The 16,418-nt window shown below is 57.2% G+C and carries 18 protein-coding genes and 2 pseudogenes; 12 read left to right on the top strand and 8 right to left on the bottom strand.

Going from position 1 to position 16,418, the window contains the following annotated elements:
* Positions 1–18: 18 nt before the first annotated feature.
* Entirely contained in the window at positions 19–963 is a 945-nt protein-coding gene (locus BK662_RS22695; RefSeq protein ID WP_123359907.1) for a LysR family transcriptional regulator, read from the top strand.
* Positions 964–1,016: 53 nt separating this feature from the next.
* Here the strand turns inward: BK662_RS22695 and BK662_RS22690 are convergent, their stop codons facing one another.
* Complete coding sequence (locus BK662_RS22690; protein WP_123359908.1) at positions 1,017–1,289, bottom strand: DUF2790 domain-containing protein; 273 nt, start codon at positions 1,287–1,289, stop codon at positions 1,017–1,019.
* A 461-nt stretch (positions 1,290–1,750) separates the two neighbouring features.
* Between BK662_RS22690 and BK662_RS22685 the strand changes: the two genes are divergently transcribed.
* The 3 genes and pseudogenes from BK662_RS22685 to BK662_RS22670 all read left to right on the top strand — a co-directional run bounded on the left by BK662_RS22685 (position 1,751) and on the right by BK662_RS22670 (position 4,830).
* Entirely contained in the window at positions 1,751–3,016 is a 1,266-nt protein-coding gene (locus tag BK662_RS22685) for a hypothetical protein (protein WP_259695952.1), read from the top strand.
* An 844-nt stretch (positions 3,017–3,860) separates the two neighbouring features.
* Positions 3,861–4,001 (top strand): annotated as a pseudogene (locus BK662_RS35445) (nucleotidyltransferase domain-containing protein); the annotation flags it as partial.
* 88 nt (positions 4,002–4,089) lie between these two features.
* Positions 4,090–4,830 (top strand): Mut7-C RNAse domain-containing protein, encoded by a 741-nt coding sequence (locus tag BK662_RS22670; RefSeq protein WP_123359911.1) that lies wholly within the window; start codon positions 4,090–4,092, stop codon positions 4,828–4,830.
* Between the two features lie 227 nt (positions 4,831–5,057).
* On the opposite strand, the gene BK662_RS22665 is transcribed toward BK662_RS22670, so the two are convergent.
* Positions 5,058–5,216, bottom strand: a complete 159-nt coding sequence (locus BK662_RS22665) for a DUF2986 domain-containing protein (RefSeq protein ID WP_123359912.1) — start codon at positions 5,214–5,216, stop codon at positions 5,058–5,060.
* Between the two features lie 111 nt (positions 5,217–5,327).
* A complete protein-coding gene (locus BK662_RS22660; protein WP_123359913.1) occupies positions 5,328–6,200 on the bottom strand; it encodes a DNA/RNA non-specific endonuclease in 873 nt (290 codons plus the stop codon).
* 333 nt (positions 6,201–6,533) lie between these two features.
* Between BK662_RS22660 and BK662_RS22655 the strand changes: the two genes are divergently transcribed.
* From BK662_RS22655 to BK662_RS22640, 4 genes are all read left to right on the top strand, one after another.
* Positions 6,534–7,310, top strand: a complete 777-nt coding sequence (locus tag BK662_RS22655) for a nucleotidyltransferase domain-containing protein (protein ID WP_123359914.1) — start codon at positions 6,534–6,536, stop codon at positions 7,308–7,310.
* Between the two features lie 81 nt (positions 7,311–7,391).
* Positions 7,392–7,781 carry a GFA family protein gene (locus BK662_RS22650; protein ID WP_123359915.1) on the top strand — a complete coding sequence of 130 codons (390 nt, stop codon included), beginning with the start codon at positions 7,392–7,394 and terminating at the stop codon, positions 7,779–7,781.
* Between the two features lie 97 nt (positions 7,782–7,878).
* Positions 7,879–8,280 carry a hypothetical protein gene (locus BK662_RS22645; RefSeq protein WP_008073195.1) on the top strand — a complete coding sequence of 134 codons (402 nt, stop codon included), beginning with the start codon at positions 7,879–7,881 and terminating at the stop codon, positions 8,278–8,280.
* Between the two features lie 211 nt (positions 8,281–8,491).
* Positions 8,492–8,773, top strand: a complete 282-nt coding sequence (locus tag BK662_RS22640) for a DUF3303 domain-containing protein (RefSeq protein WP_123359916.1) — start codon at positions 8,492–8,494, stop codon at positions 8,771–8,773.
* Between the two features lie 43 nt (positions 8,774–8,816).
* Here BK662_RS22640 and ligD read toward each other — a convergent pair whose 3' ends face one another.
* Positions 8,817–11,456: a DNA ligase D gene (gene ligD, locus BK662_RS22635; protein ID WP_123359917.1), complete on the bottom strand. Its 2,640-nt coding sequence runs from the start codon at positions 11,454–11,456 to the stop codon at positions 8,817–8,819.
* A gap of 145 nt (positions 11,457–11,601) precedes the next feature.
* Here ligD and BK662_RS35450 point away from each other — a divergent pair.
* Positions 11,602–11,796: pseudogene (locus BK662_RS35450) on the top strand (cupin domain-containing protein); the annotation flags it as partial.
* A 96-nt stretch (positions 11,797–11,892) separates the two neighbouring features.
* Here the strand turns inward: BK662_RS35450 and BK662_RS22625 are convergent.
* On the bottom strand, positions 11,893–12,663 hold the full coding sequence (locus tag BK662_RS22625; protein WP_123359918.1) for a tellurite resistance TerB family protein: 771 nt from the start codon (positions 12,661–12,663) through the stop codon (positions 11,893–11,895).
* 113 nt (positions 12,664–12,776) lie between these two features.
* Here BK662_RS22625 and BK662_RS22620 point away from each other — a divergent pair, with 113 nt between their 5' ends.
* From BK662_RS22620 to BK662_RS22610, 3 genes are all read left to right on the top strand, one after another.
* Positions 12,777–13,148 (top strand): VOC family protein, encoded by a 372-nt coding sequence (locus BK662_RS22620; RefSeq protein WP_123359919.1) that lies wholly within the window; start codon positions 12,777–12,779, stop codon positions 13,146–13,148.
* 192 nt (positions 13,149–13,340) lie between these two features.
* Positions 13,341–14,063 carry a phosphatidylcholine synthase gene (gene pcsA / locus BK662_RS22615; RefSeq protein ID WP_123359944.1) on the top strand — a complete coding sequence of 241 codons (723 nt, stop codon included), beginning with the start codon at positions 13,341–13,343 and terminating at the stop codon, positions 14,061–14,063.
* Between the two features lie 11 nt (positions 14,064–14,074).
* Positions 14,075–14,461, top strand: coding sequence for a DUF488 domain-containing protein (locus BK662_RS22610; RefSeq protein ID WP_123359920.1), 387 nt, complete (start codon positions 14,075–14,077; stop codon positions 14,459–14,461).
* Positions 14,462–14,685: 224 nt separating this feature from the next.
* Here BK662_RS22610 and BK662_RS22605 read toward each other — a convergent pair whose 3' ends face one another.
* From BK662_RS22605 to BK662_RS22595, 3 genes are all read right to left on the bottom strand, one after another.
* Positions 14,686–15,072 (bottom strand): DUF488 domain-containing protein, encoded by a 387-nt coding sequence (locus BK662_RS22605; protein ID WP_123359920.1) that lies wholly within the window; start codon positions 15,070–15,072, stop codon positions 14,686–14,688.
* Positions 15,073–15,083: 11 nt separating this feature from the next.
* Complete coding sequence (gene pcsA, locus BK662_RS22600; protein ID WP_123359944.1) at positions 15,084–15,806, bottom strand: phosphatidylcholine synthase; 723 nt, start codon at positions 15,804–15,806, stop codon at positions 15,084–15,086.
* Positions 15,807–15,998: 192 nt separating this feature from the next.
* Complete coding sequence (locus tag BK662_RS22595) at positions 15,999–16,370, bottom strand: VOC family protein (protein ID WP_123359919.1); 372 nt, start codon at positions 16,368–16,370, stop codon at positions 15,999–16,001.
* Positions 16,371–16,418: the final 48 nt, after the last annotated feature.

The raw sequence follows: 16,418 nt of genomic DNA, 5'->3' as shown, positions 1-16,418 counted from the left end.
TCCCCTGAGGCGGTAACGATGGATGTTTTCCAGACCATGCGGTGTTTCATTGCGGTCGCCCAGAGCGGCAGCTTCACAGCCGCCGCCGAATTACTCGACACCACCACGACCAACGTTTCCAAGGCCGTCTCCAGCCTCGAAGCCCGACTGCACACGCGCCTGATTAACCGGACCACCCGCCGCCTCGCCCTGACCGAAGCCGGCGTGCGCTACCTCCAACGCTGCGAAAAGATTCTGGATGAGGTACGTGAAGCCGACGAGGAAGCCGGCACGGCACAAACCCTGCCGGTCGGCAGACTGAAAATCCACTCCATGTCGGCCATCGGCAACCATTACGTGATCAACGCCATCGCCCGTTACCGGGAGATTCATCCCACAGTCATGTTCGACCTGACCCTGACCAATCGCCTGCCCGACTTGCTCGAAGAAGGCTACGACATGTCGATCGTGCTGGCCCGGGATCTGCCCGACTCTGGCTTCGTCGCACAGCGACTCGGGGTCACCTACAGCATTCTCTGCGCCTCGCCAGAGTACGTGGCGAAACGCGGGATGCCGGCAACACCCGGCGCACTGTGCGACCACGACTGCCTGAGAATCGTCAACACGGTAATGCCGGTGGAAAGCTGGACTTTCGAGGGGCCCGAAGGCATGGAAACGGTCGCTGTGCCGCTGTCACCCTTGCACATCAACACTGCCGACGGGATGACGATCGCGATAGAAAATGCAATGGGGATTGGCATTCAGCCGATTGCTTCAGCGGTTAAAGGCCTGAAAGCAGGAACATTGATGCGGGTACTGCCGGATTACCACCTGGAAGAGTTCAACCTGTTCGCAATCTACCCGTCGCGAAAATTCGTCGATGCGAAAATCAAGACCTGGCTGGAATTTCTTAAAACCGCCATTCCCCAGCTACTGACGTCAGATGAGGCTATCGCAGGTTCAAAAAAAACGCAGAACCTTTGAGTTGAAAGGTGCCGCCGATATGGAGTGTCGACCCTCCATCGTCCGCGCGGCACTCAACCGTTGGAACAACCGCTGCCCATCACTTGATACTGCAAGATATGCCGCTCGCCGTGAGAGTCTTCATACGTCATTTGCTTCGGCACCGGGCCGCACTGATCACCCGTGTCGGTGATGGAAATCACCCGTTTGATGTCAAGCGTGGTCGAGTAGCTGTAGATTTCGACTGGAGTCTTGCGGGCTTCGACTGCTGCAGAGTCGTCGTCCGCATAAGCATGTGCGCCGATACCACCAAGCACCAGAAGAAGCACTAATTTTGAAAGTTTCATGATGTTCACCGTCTCGTTGAAAGTTCACGTTGTGTTGCCGTGTTTTCACCTCGTGAGCCAGTGTTGTCGCACTGTTTTCTCATGGGCTGGAGACGATGCTAAGGGTTACCCCTCGCTGCAAAAATCGGTTGGTTGGACAAACACTTTGTCCGAGATTCGTATGAATGACCCTGTACCAGCGAGTTCCGCACCTCTATTAGAGCGCGCGGAGGAATCTGGAGGCCAGTAGCGCCTTCGAAGCTATTGCGCACCTGCCTCGGTCAGCCCCGTTTAAAGATTCAGCCCCACCTGCCGACAATCCGACATTCCCGAACGGATTCAGAGAGGTAACCGTGCGCTTTTTCACATCATTCATGTTTGTTTGCGGCGTCGTCAGTCTGGCAGGTTGCGTAACCAACGCGCGCAAGCCCGATAATGATTTAAAGGCTACCCTGGCCCAGCCCCTCGTGCAGGAAAGCATCATGCGCGAAGGCGACTTGCTGAGTTTCCAGTTGCTGCTGCCACAGTCTAATAACACCTTGCGTACCAGCGTGCAGATTGAGGCGGGATGTTCGTCACCGCAACTGCATTTGCTGTACTTGGACGGCGCAAGGCGCGTGTATTCGATGGGCTCTAGTCAGTACAGCCCGGCCCGCGCATTGTCCGCAGACTTGCAGACCACGCTGGCTGCCAACCCGACATTTGTCCAAGCATGCGCACAGACACCGAAAACCGACTGGCGTCTGGTGAAAACCAACGATAGCAATTGGGTGTTGCTCGATCGCAACAGCGTGAGCACGGACAATGGCGAAACCCGCTTCTGGGCGGCCTTCGATAATCCTGCGGTACTCAATGACCTGCCCTACAACGCACCGTATGCGCAGAAGCGCGAACGCTTTGCAGTGTCCTGCGCCACCGGCACCTTCAAGCTGTTGGCAGGTTATGACCTGGATGCGCGCAATCGGGTCAGCGACGGGCGAGTCGACGTCTCACCTACTCCCCAACCCATCGCTGGCAGCAATGCCGATTACCAGGCGCTGTTCGCGCTGGTGTGTGGCAACGGGCAACAGACTGCCCGGCTGGAATCGTTCAAGCCGCGCCTGAAAGCCTCAGCGAAGATCGCGCTGCAATCCGTGCAGCCCGAAGTGCTGACGGCGATTGGACAGCTCAACCTTGGGCAGCCAGTCCACTCATTGAAGTTCGTGCGCACAGGAGGCACAGCCACTTATAAAGGCAAAACCAGCCCGGCTGGCGAAGATCGATTCATCAGCAGCGATGTTCCGAGTGGCCAATTGAACATCACGGCACGCGGGGATGGTTATGAAAGCCAAGAGGTCAGCTGGCGTGGCTTGATCCCTCTGGTGTCCAAAGCAAGCTTCGGTGGAAGCGGTGGCATGGCCCAGAGCAGTGCGCTCAGCCGGTTGAACTTCAGCGGTGACTGGAAAACCCTGCCGATCGGCAAAACGGTCAGTTATACCTACAACAGTGCCACACTCAACAGCATTGTCGGAGCGTATGGTGACACCCCTAAAACCAATCGTTGCAAGGTCGAGCGGGAGCTGAAGGCAAGCGAACTCAACCTCGATCTTTCGGGCAACGCCAAGGCATTGGCCTGCACGGAAGAGTCTGATAAGTATCAACGGGTGGACCACGTCTACTACCTGGCTGACTACGGATACTTTTTTAAGGCTGGCACCGATAAAAACAGTTTCTTCTACAGTGACTATCGCATCGACACGGTGGAATAACAGGTGTTCGCGATTCCAGGTAATATCGCGAATATTGTTGCTACTGCTGGCCCGAATTAGTCGTCGCACAACTCAGAAGTTATGCGACAGTTTTTTCAAAGCCGCTATACCAGTATCAAAGCGCAAGGCCAATCGTAAAAAGTGAACTCACTCATCTTAAACACTGCGCCCCCCCTAAATTCATAAGTTCGTTAGTCATCAGCCATATGACCATGCGAGGGGTGTATTGCCGCTTACCTCACGTAAATTCCCGAGACGCCTCCCCATTAATATGTATGGTTTGAGTGAGGCAGTAGCCACGATTTCTGACTGCGCGAAAAAGATGCCTTCCTCCAGCGCGTTTCTTGAACTTTATTTGCAGTCTGCTCAGACTCATCTCCAGGCCGCGATAGAGACCAGGCTCTCTCCCAATACTACTAATTAGCTCTGCCCTACTGATTACGCGCTCCTCCTTGAGGAGCATGTTCTTTACAATGATGCTCTCAATATTTGTCAAGTGTATTTGATTGGCTCCATCGAACAGGATTCGATTATTTATATCGAGCTTCCAGCATTGAGGGTATTGAAGTGATATCTCTGTAACGTTTGTCATGGTTTTTGATTATAAAATTCATGGATGCAGAGCGACTGCACAGCAGGCTGTTGACTTATTTATAAGTTAGATATTAAGCGCTTACAGTGTAATTAGTTTGTTAAAACTCTTAATAACCCAGATTCAAAAGTTGATGAATAATTTTCAAAAATACCAAGTATACCAATAGATATCCAGCTCATAACTTGTAATAGTCTACCGCTGTTTTGGTAACAATGTGCCGCCCAGCCGACAGCGCATCCGTAGGGGAGGATTCCACCTCGTGGCATTGATGCAGACGGTTATATCCTCACCGTGTCCAACGTCGAGGTGCAGCCACAGTTGCAGGATTTGCTGGCGGACGTTTGCATGACGCTCGCTCGGTCGGAACCTCTGCTGGACGGGATTTATCTTTAAGGCAGCGTCGCTAGAGGCGACGCCGTGCTGCGCGTGTAAGGGTGATTCCCTTCATGGTGAAAAAGGAGCTGCCATACTATTCAGCATGACCAGTGCAACCTTCCGCTTCTACGAGGAGCTCAACGATTTCCTGCCGGCTGAACGGCGGCGGCAGTCCTTCACCTGCGAGTGCGCGCGCGGGGCGACGGTCAAGCATATGATCGAGGCGCTCGGGATACCGCACACCGAGGTCGAGCTGGTGCTGCTCAACGGCGAGTCGGTGGGCTTCGAGCGGGTGATCTTCGACGGTGACCGGCTGGCGGTGTATCCCAAGTTCGAAGCGCTGGACATCAGCCCGCTGCTCAAGGTTCGTGCGCAACCTTTACGGGTGCTGCGCTTCGTCGCTGATGCGCACCTTGGCGGGCTGGCCAACCTGCTGCGCATGAGTGGCTTCGACACCCTCTACGACAATGGCTTCGAGGATGGCGAGATCGCCGAGATCGCTGCGCAGCAAGGGCGCATCGTGCTAACCCGCGACCGCGAACTGCTCAAGCGGCGGATCATCAGCCACGGCTGTTACGTGCATGCCCTGAAACCGTCGCTGCAGTTGCGCGAATTGTACGAGCGCCTCGACCTGGCGCGTAGCGCGCGGCCATTCAGCCTGTGCCTTCATTGCAACCTGCCGCTGCACGAGATCAGCCCGGAACTGGCCCTGGCGCAGGTACCGCCACGCGTTGGCGCCCTCTATTCGCACTTCCTGCGCTGCGACAACTGCCAACGGGTTTACTGGGAGGGTTCGCACTGGCGCAGCATGTGTGCATTGCTGGCACCTCTGCTGGACCGATAGCCGAGCGCATCGGGCCGGCTGCATTGCCAGGGATAACAGGCTGTTGTATCAGGTAGATAACGGCCAAAAGCGGCCAATCAAATGTACCCAGGGAATCTGGTTCGATTCAGAGCCGCGAAGCGGCTACGGCTTGAATGAATTGTCAGGCCGCATCCTCGCGGCACGTGCCATCGGAATGAATAGCCCAATCAAATTTGTAAATTGCGGTGGTGCTCAAGCTACACAGATCAGTTCTCAGAAATGATTGAGTCGTCACCGGATTCAGCAGCCAGCTTCAATCGGTCAGCTTTACTAATGTATTTGGACTTGCTTGGCGGTGCCAATTTGGCACTAGCCTTTTTGGCGTGAGCCTTTAATAACTGCTTTATTTTTTTACGACGATTCATATTTTTCTACTCGGTTTGTAAGCTCTTGAATGATATCAGCTTAAAATATTGGGCCAGAATGGAACACCCCAAAGGTTGCATCCAGCCTTTGGGGTGCAATTCATCAAGCCATCAAGAGCGCCCTACGGAACCTGTGACCGGTAGATTCCCCAGCAATTTGAGCCCGGTACTCTTCACGAAAGCGTCATAGTCCATCGGTCTCTCGATACGGGTTTCAGCGTTGGGTAGTACGTAGGCCCAGGCACGCTTGGACGATGCGTCGTATACCAGTTTGAACAGGCGCGTCGGCACCCAGACCTTGTTTTCGCCGATGGTGGTGTGGCCTGAGTCAAAGAGCGGGCCGGTGAAGACAAAAACATTGCCATCGGCTCGCTTGGCAAACTTTCTGACATCGGACTCGACCTTACTCCAGATCTTCCGGTTATTGGTTGGGTCTTGCGGCACCATGTTCGACAGCGCAAAGGATTGGGCCATTGCATTGGGGTTCGGTGCATCGGCTGCCGGGGATTGATGACCGCGGTCCACGGCCGGATGTTGACTACGGTAGTCGCTCAACTCTGCCCGTCCACTCTTGGGGATGCGTGGGTCCGGGTAAAACTGGTTGGTGCGCTCCTCGCCTTTGGCATCCTGCAGCTGGGCGGCATTAAGGCGTTCGACTACTACCAGCGGCGTCTTGCTGGTTTGCGAGTACAGCACTGCAAAGTTGTCGGAACACAGGGCCAGGGGTTTCATTGTTGCAGGCACAGAGGCCATGTTTATTGGTTTCGCAGCCGGGAACAGATCTGCGCAGCCGTCAAACGATGCCTGTTTCTGTTTGTTTGAATAGAGGCCCAGAGCCGCGTTCTGGCTGACCGAGCCCGAGCGGGATACTTGTTCCTGATGCTGGGCGGGCGGTTTGAGGAGATCCAGCAGACTGCGGGCTTCTGCCCCGGTCGAGAGCAAAACAAGGGCCGACAGCCCAACTGCAATTTTGCGTAGGTGCATGCTTTAAATCTTCGAATAGGATTGAGGGGGTAAAACGTACGACGAGTCCCGATTCACGGAACCCGGTGGAGGCGGTTGCTGATTAAATTGCGGCAAGCATGCTTTCACTGTCCTTGATCAAAATACCGATGCGGATTCGGTCGGTTCCGAGCAGTACGACTGCTGAGGGTCGTTGCGGGATTTATTGACCATCACAAGTCACTTTAGTGCTGAACAGCGTTTACATTCGACTTACCAATGCTCGTCGAAGAAGCGATCGGTAGAGTACGGCCAGAAGCGGACACTATTGGCTCTGTTAAAGTACCTCTCCGAACACAACTCACGGACGGCTTCATGGAACGATTCCATCCTCGTGGCATTGATGCAGACGGTTATATCCTCACCGTGTCCAATGTCGAGGTGCAGCCACAGTTTCAGGATTTGCTGGCGAATGTTTGCATGATGCTCACTCGGTCGGAACCTCTACTGGACGGGATTTATCTTTATGGCAGCGTCGCTAGAGGCGACGCCGTGCTGGGGGTTTCCGACCTAGATCTAACCCTTGTCCTGCACAGCCCTCCTGCGTCGCAGGATCTGGAAATGCTGGAGTCGAAAAGGCACACGCTGGAAAGTCGGCATACCGAAATCATCAAGATCGATTTTGATATCGGTAGTCGTTCTGAAGTATTGGCGGCGGACAATCGATTGAGCTGGGGGTATTGGCTCAAGCATCACTGTCGTTGCTTATGGGGGAATGATCTGACCAAGCGCTTCGACCGGTTCAAGCCGTCGTGTGATATCGCCATTGCCGTAAATGGTGACTTCGAATCCGTACTGACCCGGTATGCCGATCTTATCGATCAGGCGGCGACACCGACGCAATCGCTACGCTTGCAACGCGAAGCCTCGCGCAAACTCATCCGGTCAACTCAAGTACTTCGCTCTGAACAGGACTTGATGTGGCCGCAAACACTGGAAGAACATGTCGAGCTGTTTGTTCAGCATTACCCGTGTATGAGAATGCAGATCTCTTTTTTCTTGTCCCAGGCAAGGAACCCGTACGCTAAGCCAAAAGAGTTTACGACTCAGCTGCATAGTTTTTTGACCTGGATGGCTTCAGAAACCGGTTGAATCCACAGTCGATAGCAGCCATTCCCCAAACCCCACCCTCCCATCTAAAGTAGCGCGATCAAAAACCGGGGAAAGATGAACATGGATGGGTTTTACCAAGGTAGCTGCCTATGCGGCGCGGTGAAGTATCAGGTATCAACGAAGCTGAAAGCCGTCACCCATTGCCATTGCAGCCAATGCCGAAAGGGGCATGGTGCAGCCTTCGCGACGTATGCCAGCGCTCCCAGGTCAGCGGTTTCGATCATGACTAGCGCAGAGACGCTCAAGGGTTATCAGTCGTCCGAAGGCGTAACACGACAGTTCTGCTCCAACTGTGGCTCCTCGCTGTTCTGGTCTGATTCGAAAGGACCGTTCCCGGATTGGATTTCGGTCGCGATAGGTACGCTGGATACGCCATTACTGGCTAAAAAGCAGAAACATGCCTGTGTATCCTCGAAAGCGTCCTGGTACGAAATACAAGATCCGCGATAAACCCGGCCGAGGACAGCAAGCCCGGGGTGTAGACATCGCGCTCAACGGCAAAAACCCCATGGGCAAACCCGATCATAGCGCTCTATGATTGAACCCCATGACGACCTCTCTTCCGATCCGCCAACCCTGCCCGCCCGGAGCCTGCATCTGCGAGCGTGAGCCTTTGCTGGAAACCCCCGGCGCGGATTTGCGCATCCTGAGCCTGACCCGGTCGGAGGAAAAGCGTCTGGTCGAGCGCCTGGAAAACCTTCAGAGCCTCGGCGACCTGGAGCGTCTGCAACGGCGGATGTATGAGCAGTTGGGTCTGCGCGTGGAGATCGTTCCGGGCTTCAATGAAGTGCGCACCATGCGCGGCATCAACATCACCCTCGGCGAATTGCCGGGTCTGTGCCGCAAAACCCGTCAGTCGATTCCGGCGGCGATTCGTCGAGGGCTGGAGAAGCGCCCGGAGATTGCCTACGAGCTGCTCAATGCCAACGACTTGTTGCGCGATGCCTGATGGTTTGCACTGTTATCCCGATATGTTCATTTCAACTGCCTGAAAAAGGATCAGCGGTCACACGCAAAACGCGGGCCGCTGCTATGCCTTTTCATGGGAGAAAGGGTTTCAGGCCAGCCAGGATGGAGCTGGAAACACAAACGTGACCGTGGCCCCGGCGCCAGCCAGGTGCGCGAAGATAAAGGTGCCAATCCGTAGCAGGAGATGGCAAATGTTATTCATCGTCCGTTGGTCCATCAGTCCGCAACATCGTAACAGCGCAATCGAACGTTTTCTCAAGACCGGTGGCGCGCCACCCGCAGGCGTCAACATGCTGGGGCGCTGGCATGCCGTCGGTGGCTCGAGTGGTTTTGGCATTGCAGAAGCCGATGATCCGGTGTTGATTCAGAAGTGGGTGCTGGAATGGAGTGACCTCATGAGCATGGAAGTCCACGCCGCATTGACCGATGAACAAGCGGCGCCGCTGCTGGCTGCCGCGCTCGGCAAGCGATAGTCGTCAAGGCGGCGAGCGCCCTCGCCGCCTTCCTTCTGATTCACTATTTTTTCATCCCGACCCGCCGACGCATTTCGGCAGTAATCGTCTGTCGGGTTTTCTTCAGGTCGGCCCAGGGTTCGTCACCGATTTCGGCCAGGCGCTCATGAGCGTTGTGCACGTTCCATTGATTGCCGCCCTTGAGCTCCGCCACCTCTTCCCGAAATATCGGCACGGACACCGGCAGACCCTCGCGGGTGCGCACGGCGTAGGCGCAAATAGTGGTGGCGCCCAGACCGTTGCGCAGGTAGTCGATGAAGATACGCCCTACACGGTTTTTCGGTCCGGACACCGCAGAAAAGCGATCCGGCAGTAATTTGGCCATGTGGCTGACGATTGCGTGGCTGAAGTCCTTGACCTCGTCCCAACCTTGTTTGCGGGTCAGCGGTACCACCAGGTGAATCCCCTTGCCGCCGCTGGTTTTGAGAAACGCCTTGAGCCCCAGCTCATCCAGCACTGTGAGCGTTAGCTGGGTCGCTTCGATCATGCTTTTCCAGGGCAGCGCCGGATCCGGGTCGAGATCGAGGACAAAGCGATCAGGTTTATCCAGATCGACTGACGTGGCATTCCAGGTGTGCAGTTCCACCGTGCTCATCTGCACCGCCCCGATCAGCGCTTTGGCGTTGTTGATGATCATCACCGGTTGGCCCGTCAGTTCTTTGTCCAGGGTAACAATCCCCGGAATGGCCAGGCGTTCGGCGTTCTTCTGAAAGAACAGTTCGCCGGCGATGCCGTCCGGCGCGCGCACCAGCGCCACCGGCCGGTCCTTGAGTTGCGGCAAAACCCATTCGGCGACGCTGGCGTAGTACTCCGCCAGTTGCATCTTGGTGGTGCCGCTGCTGGCGTCGATCACCCGGTCCGGGTGCGTGATGCGCACCTTGCCGCTGGCCAGGCCGATCTGCGACGGCGCGACAGTCGACTGGGCAGCTTTTGGATCGGCGGTATCAGATATCTCAGCGGCGGATTTCTTCTTCGCTGTGGATTTTGCTGCGGCGGTTTTCGAGGCTGATGTTTTCGAGGCTGAAGTGTTCACGGTTTTCGGCAGCTCCTCGGTAATTTCTTTGGCAGGCTTGTCATCACGCAAACCATGGAACACGGCGTGGCGCACCGAGCCGTCCTTGGTCATTTCGGCGAAAGCCACTTCTGCCAACAGTGCGGGTTTGAGCCAATGCACCCCCTTGGCTTCAAAACCGCTAGGCGGATTGACCACCGACGGCTTTTTCGTCTGCAGCGGTTTCAACTGTTCGTAAATACGCTTGAGAGTCGCCTCGTTGAACCCGGTGCCAACCTTGCCGGCATAACGCAACTCACCGCTGTCGCGGTCATGCAATCCCAGTAGCAACGCACCGAAGGCACTGCGTGCGCCTTTGGGGTCAGTGAAGCCGACGACGACGAATTCCTGCCGATGCTTGCACTTGAGTTTGATCCAGTCACTGGTGCGCCGAGACACGTAAGGCGAGCCCAGGCGTTTGCCGATCAACCCTTCCATCTGCATTTCGCAGGCGCTGTTGAGCAAGGCCTCCGGGGATTCGCCGAAGGCGTCGGAGAATCGCAACAGCGGGTTTTCATAGGGTTTGAGCACGGTCGCCAGCGCGGCCCTGCGCTCCTCGACGGGCACTTCGCGCAGGTCCACGCCGTTGAGGTAGGGCAAGTCGAACAGGTAGTAAACGATGCTGCCACTTCGGCCGGAATCGAACGCGTTTTGCAGCGCCTGAAAATCCGGAACGCCTTGCTCGTTGGCGACCACCATTTCGCCGTCGAGCCAGGCCGACTCCAGCCCCAGCGCTGCCAGTGCCTCGGCTTGCCCGGGCAATTTGTGGGTCCAGTCGTGACCATTGCGGGTGAAGAGTTTGATCTCGTCGTGGTCGATACGCGCCATGACCCGGTAGCCGTCGAACTTGATCTCATAGCTCCATTCGCCGCTCGGCGCGGATTCGACCAGCGTCGCCAATTCGGGTTTGAGCAGCTCGGGCAGCTTGGCTTTGCGCGCGCCCGTCAGTTGTGCCGACTTTTCCTTACGCGCCTTGGCCGGGGCTTTTTTGATCGGTTTTGGCTTTTCAGCACCGTGCTTTTTTTCCATGATGGTGCGGTCGCTGAGCACGCTGTCAGGCTCGGCGGCGACCACGTCATATTCGCTGTCGGGTCTGGCGGCGCTGTCCTGATGTTTGATCAGAAACCACTGCTCCTGCTTGCCCGGCATGTGTGTGCGCACGAGGTTCCACAGGCCGCCAAGCTTTTCTCCTTTCAGCTCGAATTTCAGCCGGCCCTTGGTGTACGCCTTGGCCGGATCGTCTTGGGGAATCCACACTCCGCGGTCCCAGACGATCACATCGCCGGCGCCGTAATGCCCTTCGGGAATGGTGCCCTCGAACGTGGCGTAATCCAGCGGATGGTCTTCGACGTGGATGGCCAGGCGTTTGACCTTGGGGTCCAGCGACGGCCCTTTCGGCACGGCCCAACTTTTCAGCGCGCCATCGAGTTCCAGGCGAAAGTCATAGTGCAGGTGTGAGGCGTCATGCTTCTGAATGCAGAATTGCAACGCATGATCCTTCGCCGTTTTTTTGCCCGAGCGTTTGGCGGCGGCCGGTTCCGAGGTCGCCGAGAAATCGCGCATGCGGTTGTAATCGTCCAGGTTCTTGTTCATGGCTGATGCTCGTTGCCGAACGCTGAGTGGGCAGGTTCTACATCAGCAGAGCGACAGGCCCGGAAGAAAATTCCATCGCCGTTGAAATTGCCCGGACAGACGGACCGGTGTTACGGCAACAACGTTGACCGGCGCGGGCGTTTTCCCGGCTTCTATCCATGCTTACAAGAACATCAGCCCTAACGCGAAAATGATCGCCGTGGTTTCCGCTCCACGCGGCGGTCAGTTCTTTGCGGCGTTGGGTCAGCTCAAAGTGCCCGAAGACCTGCCTCGGATACTGGAGATATCTGAAGGCTTCGGCGTTACGTTTCTGCTGACGAAATCACCAGAACACACGTAGGAGCTGCCGCAGGCTGCGATCTTTTGATCTTTGGCATATTCAAAACCGCTGAAAATCAAAAGATCGCAGACTTCGCCAGCTCCTACAGGTGAATGCTCAGGCAGCACCGCCCTTGGCCTGCTGCTCCAGATGCACCTGCAACTCTGGATCGATCTTCAACGCGGCAGCCAATTCATCCAGATAGTTGCGTTCAGCGTCCTGCTGATCGTCCACCAACATCACGCTGGCAAGGTACATCTCGGCGGCCATGCCCGGATCCTGGGCGGACTGCGCCACATCGGCGGCATCCAGCGGCCGGGCGACTTCGTCATCGAGCCATTGCTGCAGTTGCGGATCGTCGGTGTGGCGGCCGATTTCGGTGCTGATCATATGTTTCTCGGCGTCATCGATGCGGCCATCAGCCTTGGCGGCGGCGATCAAGGCGCGAAGGATAGCGTGGCTGTGGTCTTCGATTTCCGGGCCAGACAACAGGTCAACGGTGCGCGGTGCCTGTTGCGGTGCCGAGGCCTGGCTGCGTTGCCAGGCCTGATACGCCTGGAACGCCATCATCCCCAAAGAAGCCAACGCCGCGTAATTGGTGCCGCCCGAGCGCGTTTGCGTCGAACCACCCATGGGTGAACCGCCGCCCAGCAAACCACCGAGTAAACCACCCAAGCCTCCGCCGCCCGCCCCGCGCCCTAACAAACCACCAAGCAACCCGCCAAGATCGCCCAAACCTCCTTGAGCTGACGCCCCACCGCCACCTTGTTGCGACTGCGAGCCCTGGCCGGCCCGCAGTAATTGCTCAAGCAAATCACTGGTGTTCATGACGACGTCCTCATCAATGGGCAGAAAATCAGTCAGGCAACGATAGTCCTCACCCGACATTCCGCCAACTCCGTCTGGCTGACGTCATGGGTGCAGCCCTTGCCCTTCACACTCCTGACAGAAACTGACACCGCCTCCTTTTATGCTGCGCCCACCTTGAATGGAGCAGCCCTATGATCACTCCCCGTTATATTTTGCTTTTCGTGGAAAACCCCGCCGTCAGCGCGCGGTTCTATGAGTTTCTGCTGGAGCGCAAGCCCGTGGAAGAGTCGCCGACCTTCGCGCTATTTGTTCTGGAGGGCGGCTACAAACTGGGGCTCTGGTCACGGCATACCGCCGAACCGGCAGCGCAGGCGACGGGCGGCGGGACCGAGCTGGCGTTCCCGGTAGAGTCCGCCGAGCAGGTCGATGCGCTGTTTGCCGATTGGAGCGCGCTCGGTCTGACCATGGCGCAAGCACCGACAGAGCTGGACTTCGGTCGCACCTTCGTCGCGCTTGACCCGGATAACCATCGGCTGCGCGTGTTCCACCCCTCGCTGAGCTGACGCCCGTCTCGTGTCGTGCTCAATACGTGCCCCGGATATTTCCGGGGTATTTTTTTGCGTGGAGGCTAAGATTCAAAGGTGGTGAACCTTATTCCCGAAAATCCGGTCGATACCTGCAACCCGACCCGGTTTGCCGACGCCCTCAACAAGAGGGTGATAATTGGCTTGCTTCACTTTCTGGAGAACGCCCCCGTGATATCCACTGTACACATTGCCAGGCTCAAAGCATGGGGCGCCCATGGTTTTACCGCCACTGGCGTGGTCACAGCCTTCCTCGCGACCCTCGCCTTGTTGGAGAACCAGCCCACCAATTGCCTGCTGTGGCTGGGCGTGGCGCTGATCGTCGACGGTCTGGACGGCGCGCTGGCACGCAAGGTGAATGTGCAGTCGGTGCTACCGAGCTTCGACGGTTCGATCCTCGACCTGGTGATCGACTACCTGACGTATGTGTTTATCCCGGCACTGTTCATCTACCGCTACATCCCGTTGCCGGACTACACCCTGCTGCTGACCGTGTCGCTGATTCTGGTGTCATCGCTGTTTTGTTTCTGCAACGTCAATATGAAGAGCAAAGACAACTACTTTCAGGGCTTCCCCGCCGCGTGGAACGTGGTTGCGCTGTGCCTGTACATCATCGACCCGTCGCCGTGGATCACCTTGATCGCCGTCATCGGCCTGGCGCTGCTGACCGTGACCCGAATGAAGTTTCTTCACCCGTTCCGCGTACGGCGATTCATGCCGATCAACATTGCCGTGACGGCCGTCTGGCTGCTGTGCAGCTTGTCGCTGGTGGTCAACCACCCGGTTATCAATCCGCTGGTGATGGGCTTGTGGCTGCTGATGTCGGCGTACTTCCTGGGGATCTGCTTCTGGCGCACGGCGCTGGAGTGGTTCGACAGCTCGCGGCTCAAATAGGCACTGCGATCATGCCCATCCACATCGTCCAACTCGGCTCACCCCGCACCGCGAATGAAGGGCTGCGCCTGGGCACGGTACGCCGTCCGCCTCGGGGCGTACCAAAGGCCGAATTTGCCAGCCGGGATTTTTACGATGTGTGGCAACCGCTGCTGTCCCCCAGCCCCGAGTTGGTCGCCGAAGCCAAAGCGGCTGAAGATGCCAAAGCCTGGAGCTCCTTCAAGCGCAAATTCAAGGCCGAGATGAACCATCCCGCGCCCAGCCAGATGCTCGACCTGCTGGCCGCCCTCTCCCATCAAACATCGCTGGCCGTAGGATGTTATTGCGAGGAAGAGGCACACTGCCACCGTTCCGTATTACGGGAATTGCTGGAGGCACGGGGCGCGAAGGTTGTTTAAATAAAATGAACAGCACAAATCCCCTGTGGGAGCGGGCTTGCTCGCGAAGGCGGTCTTCCCGTTGATAGAAATGTTGCCTGATACTCCGCCTTCGCGAGCAAGCCCGCTCCCNNGGGAGCGGGCTTGCTCGCGAAGGCGGAGTATCAGGCAACATTTCTATCAACGGGAAGACCGCCTTCGCGAGCAAGCCCGCTCCCACAGGGGATTTGTGCTGTTCATTTTATTTAAACAACCTTCGCGCCCCGTGCCTCCAGCAATTCCCGTAATACGGAACGGTGGCAGTGTGCCTCTTCCTCGCAATAACATCCTACGGCCAGCGATGTTTGATGGGAGAGGGCGGCCAGCAGGTCGAGCATCTGGCTGGGCGCGGGATGGTTCATCTCGGCCTTGAATTTGCGCTTGAAGGAGCTCCAGGCTTTGGCATCTTCAGCCGCTTTGGCTTCGGCGACCAACTCGGGGCTGGGGGACAGCAGCGGTTGCCACACATCGTAAAAATCCCGGCTGGCAAATTCGGCCTTTGGTACGCCCCGAGGCGGACGGCGTACCGTGCCCAGGCGCAGCCCTTCATTCGCGGTGCGGGGTGAGCCGAGTTGGACGATGTGGATGGGCATGATCGCAGTGCCTATTTGAGCCGCGAGCTGTCGAACCACTCCAGCGCCGTGCGCCAGAAGCAGATCCCCAGGAAGTACGCCGACATCAGCAGCCACAAGCCCATCACCAGCGGATTGATAACCGGGTGGTTGACCACCAGCGACAAGCTGCACAGCAGCCAGACGGCCGTCACGGCAATGTTGATCGGCATGAATCGCCGTACGCGGAACGGGTGAAGAAACTTCATTCGGGTCACGGTCAGCAGCGCCAGGCCGATGACGGCGATCAAGGTGATCCACGGCGACGGGTCGATGATGTACAGGCACAGCGCAACCACGTTCCACGCGGCGGGGAAGCCCTGAAAGTAGTTGTCTTTGCTCTTCATATTGACGTTGCAGAAACAAAACAGCGATGACACCAGAATCAGCGACACGGTCAGCAGCAGGGTGTAGTCCGGCAACGGGATGTAGCGGTAGATGAACAGTGCCGGGATAAACACATACGTCAGGTAGTCGATCACCAGGTCGAGGATCGAACCGTCGAAGCTCGGTAGCACCGACTGCACATTCACCTTGCGTGCCAGCGCGCCGTCCAGACCGTCGACGATCAGCGCCACGCCCAGCCACAGCAGGCAATTGGTGGGCTGGTTCTCCAACAAGGCGAGGGTCGCGAGGAAGGCTGTGACCACGCCAGTGGCGGTAAAACCATGGGCGCCCCATGCTTTGAGCCTGGCAATGTGTACAGTGGATATCACGGGGGCGTTCTCCAGAAAGTGAAGCAAGCCAATTATCACCCTCTTGTTGAGGGCGTCGGCAAACCGGGTCGGGTTGCAGGTATCGACCGGATTTTCGGGAATAAGGTTCACCACCTTTGAATCTTAGCCTCCACGCAAAAAAATACCCCGGAAATATCCGGGGCACGTATTGAGCACGACACGAGACGGGCGTCAGCTCAGCGAGGGGTGGAACACGCGCAGCCGATGGTTATCCGGGTCAAGCGCGACGAAGGTGCGACCGAAGTCCAGCTCTGTCGGTGCTTGCGCCATGGTCAGACCGAGCGCGCTCCAATCGGCAAACAGCGCATCGACCTGCTCGGCGGACTCTACCGGGAACGCCAGCTCGGTCCCGCCGCCCGTCGCCTGCGCTGCCGGTTCGGCGGTATGCCGTGACCAGAGCCCCAGTTTGTAGCCGCCCTCCAGAACAAATAGCGCGAAGGTCGGCGACTCTTCCACGGGCTTGCGCTCCAGCAGAAACTCATAGAACCGCGCGCTGACGGCGGGGTTTTCCACGAAAAGCAAAATATAACGGGGAGTGATCATAGGGCTGCTCCATTCAAGGTGGGCGCAGCATAAAAGGAGGCGGTGTCA

This window comes from Pseudomonas frederiksbergensis (assembly GCF_003732275.1).
Classification (GTDB): Bacteria; Pseudomonadota; Gammaproteobacteria; order Pseudomonadales; family Pseudomonadaceae; genus Aquipseudomonas; species Aquipseudomonas frederiksbergensis_H.
This window is presented reverse-complemented; position numbering and strand designations above follow the sequence as displayed.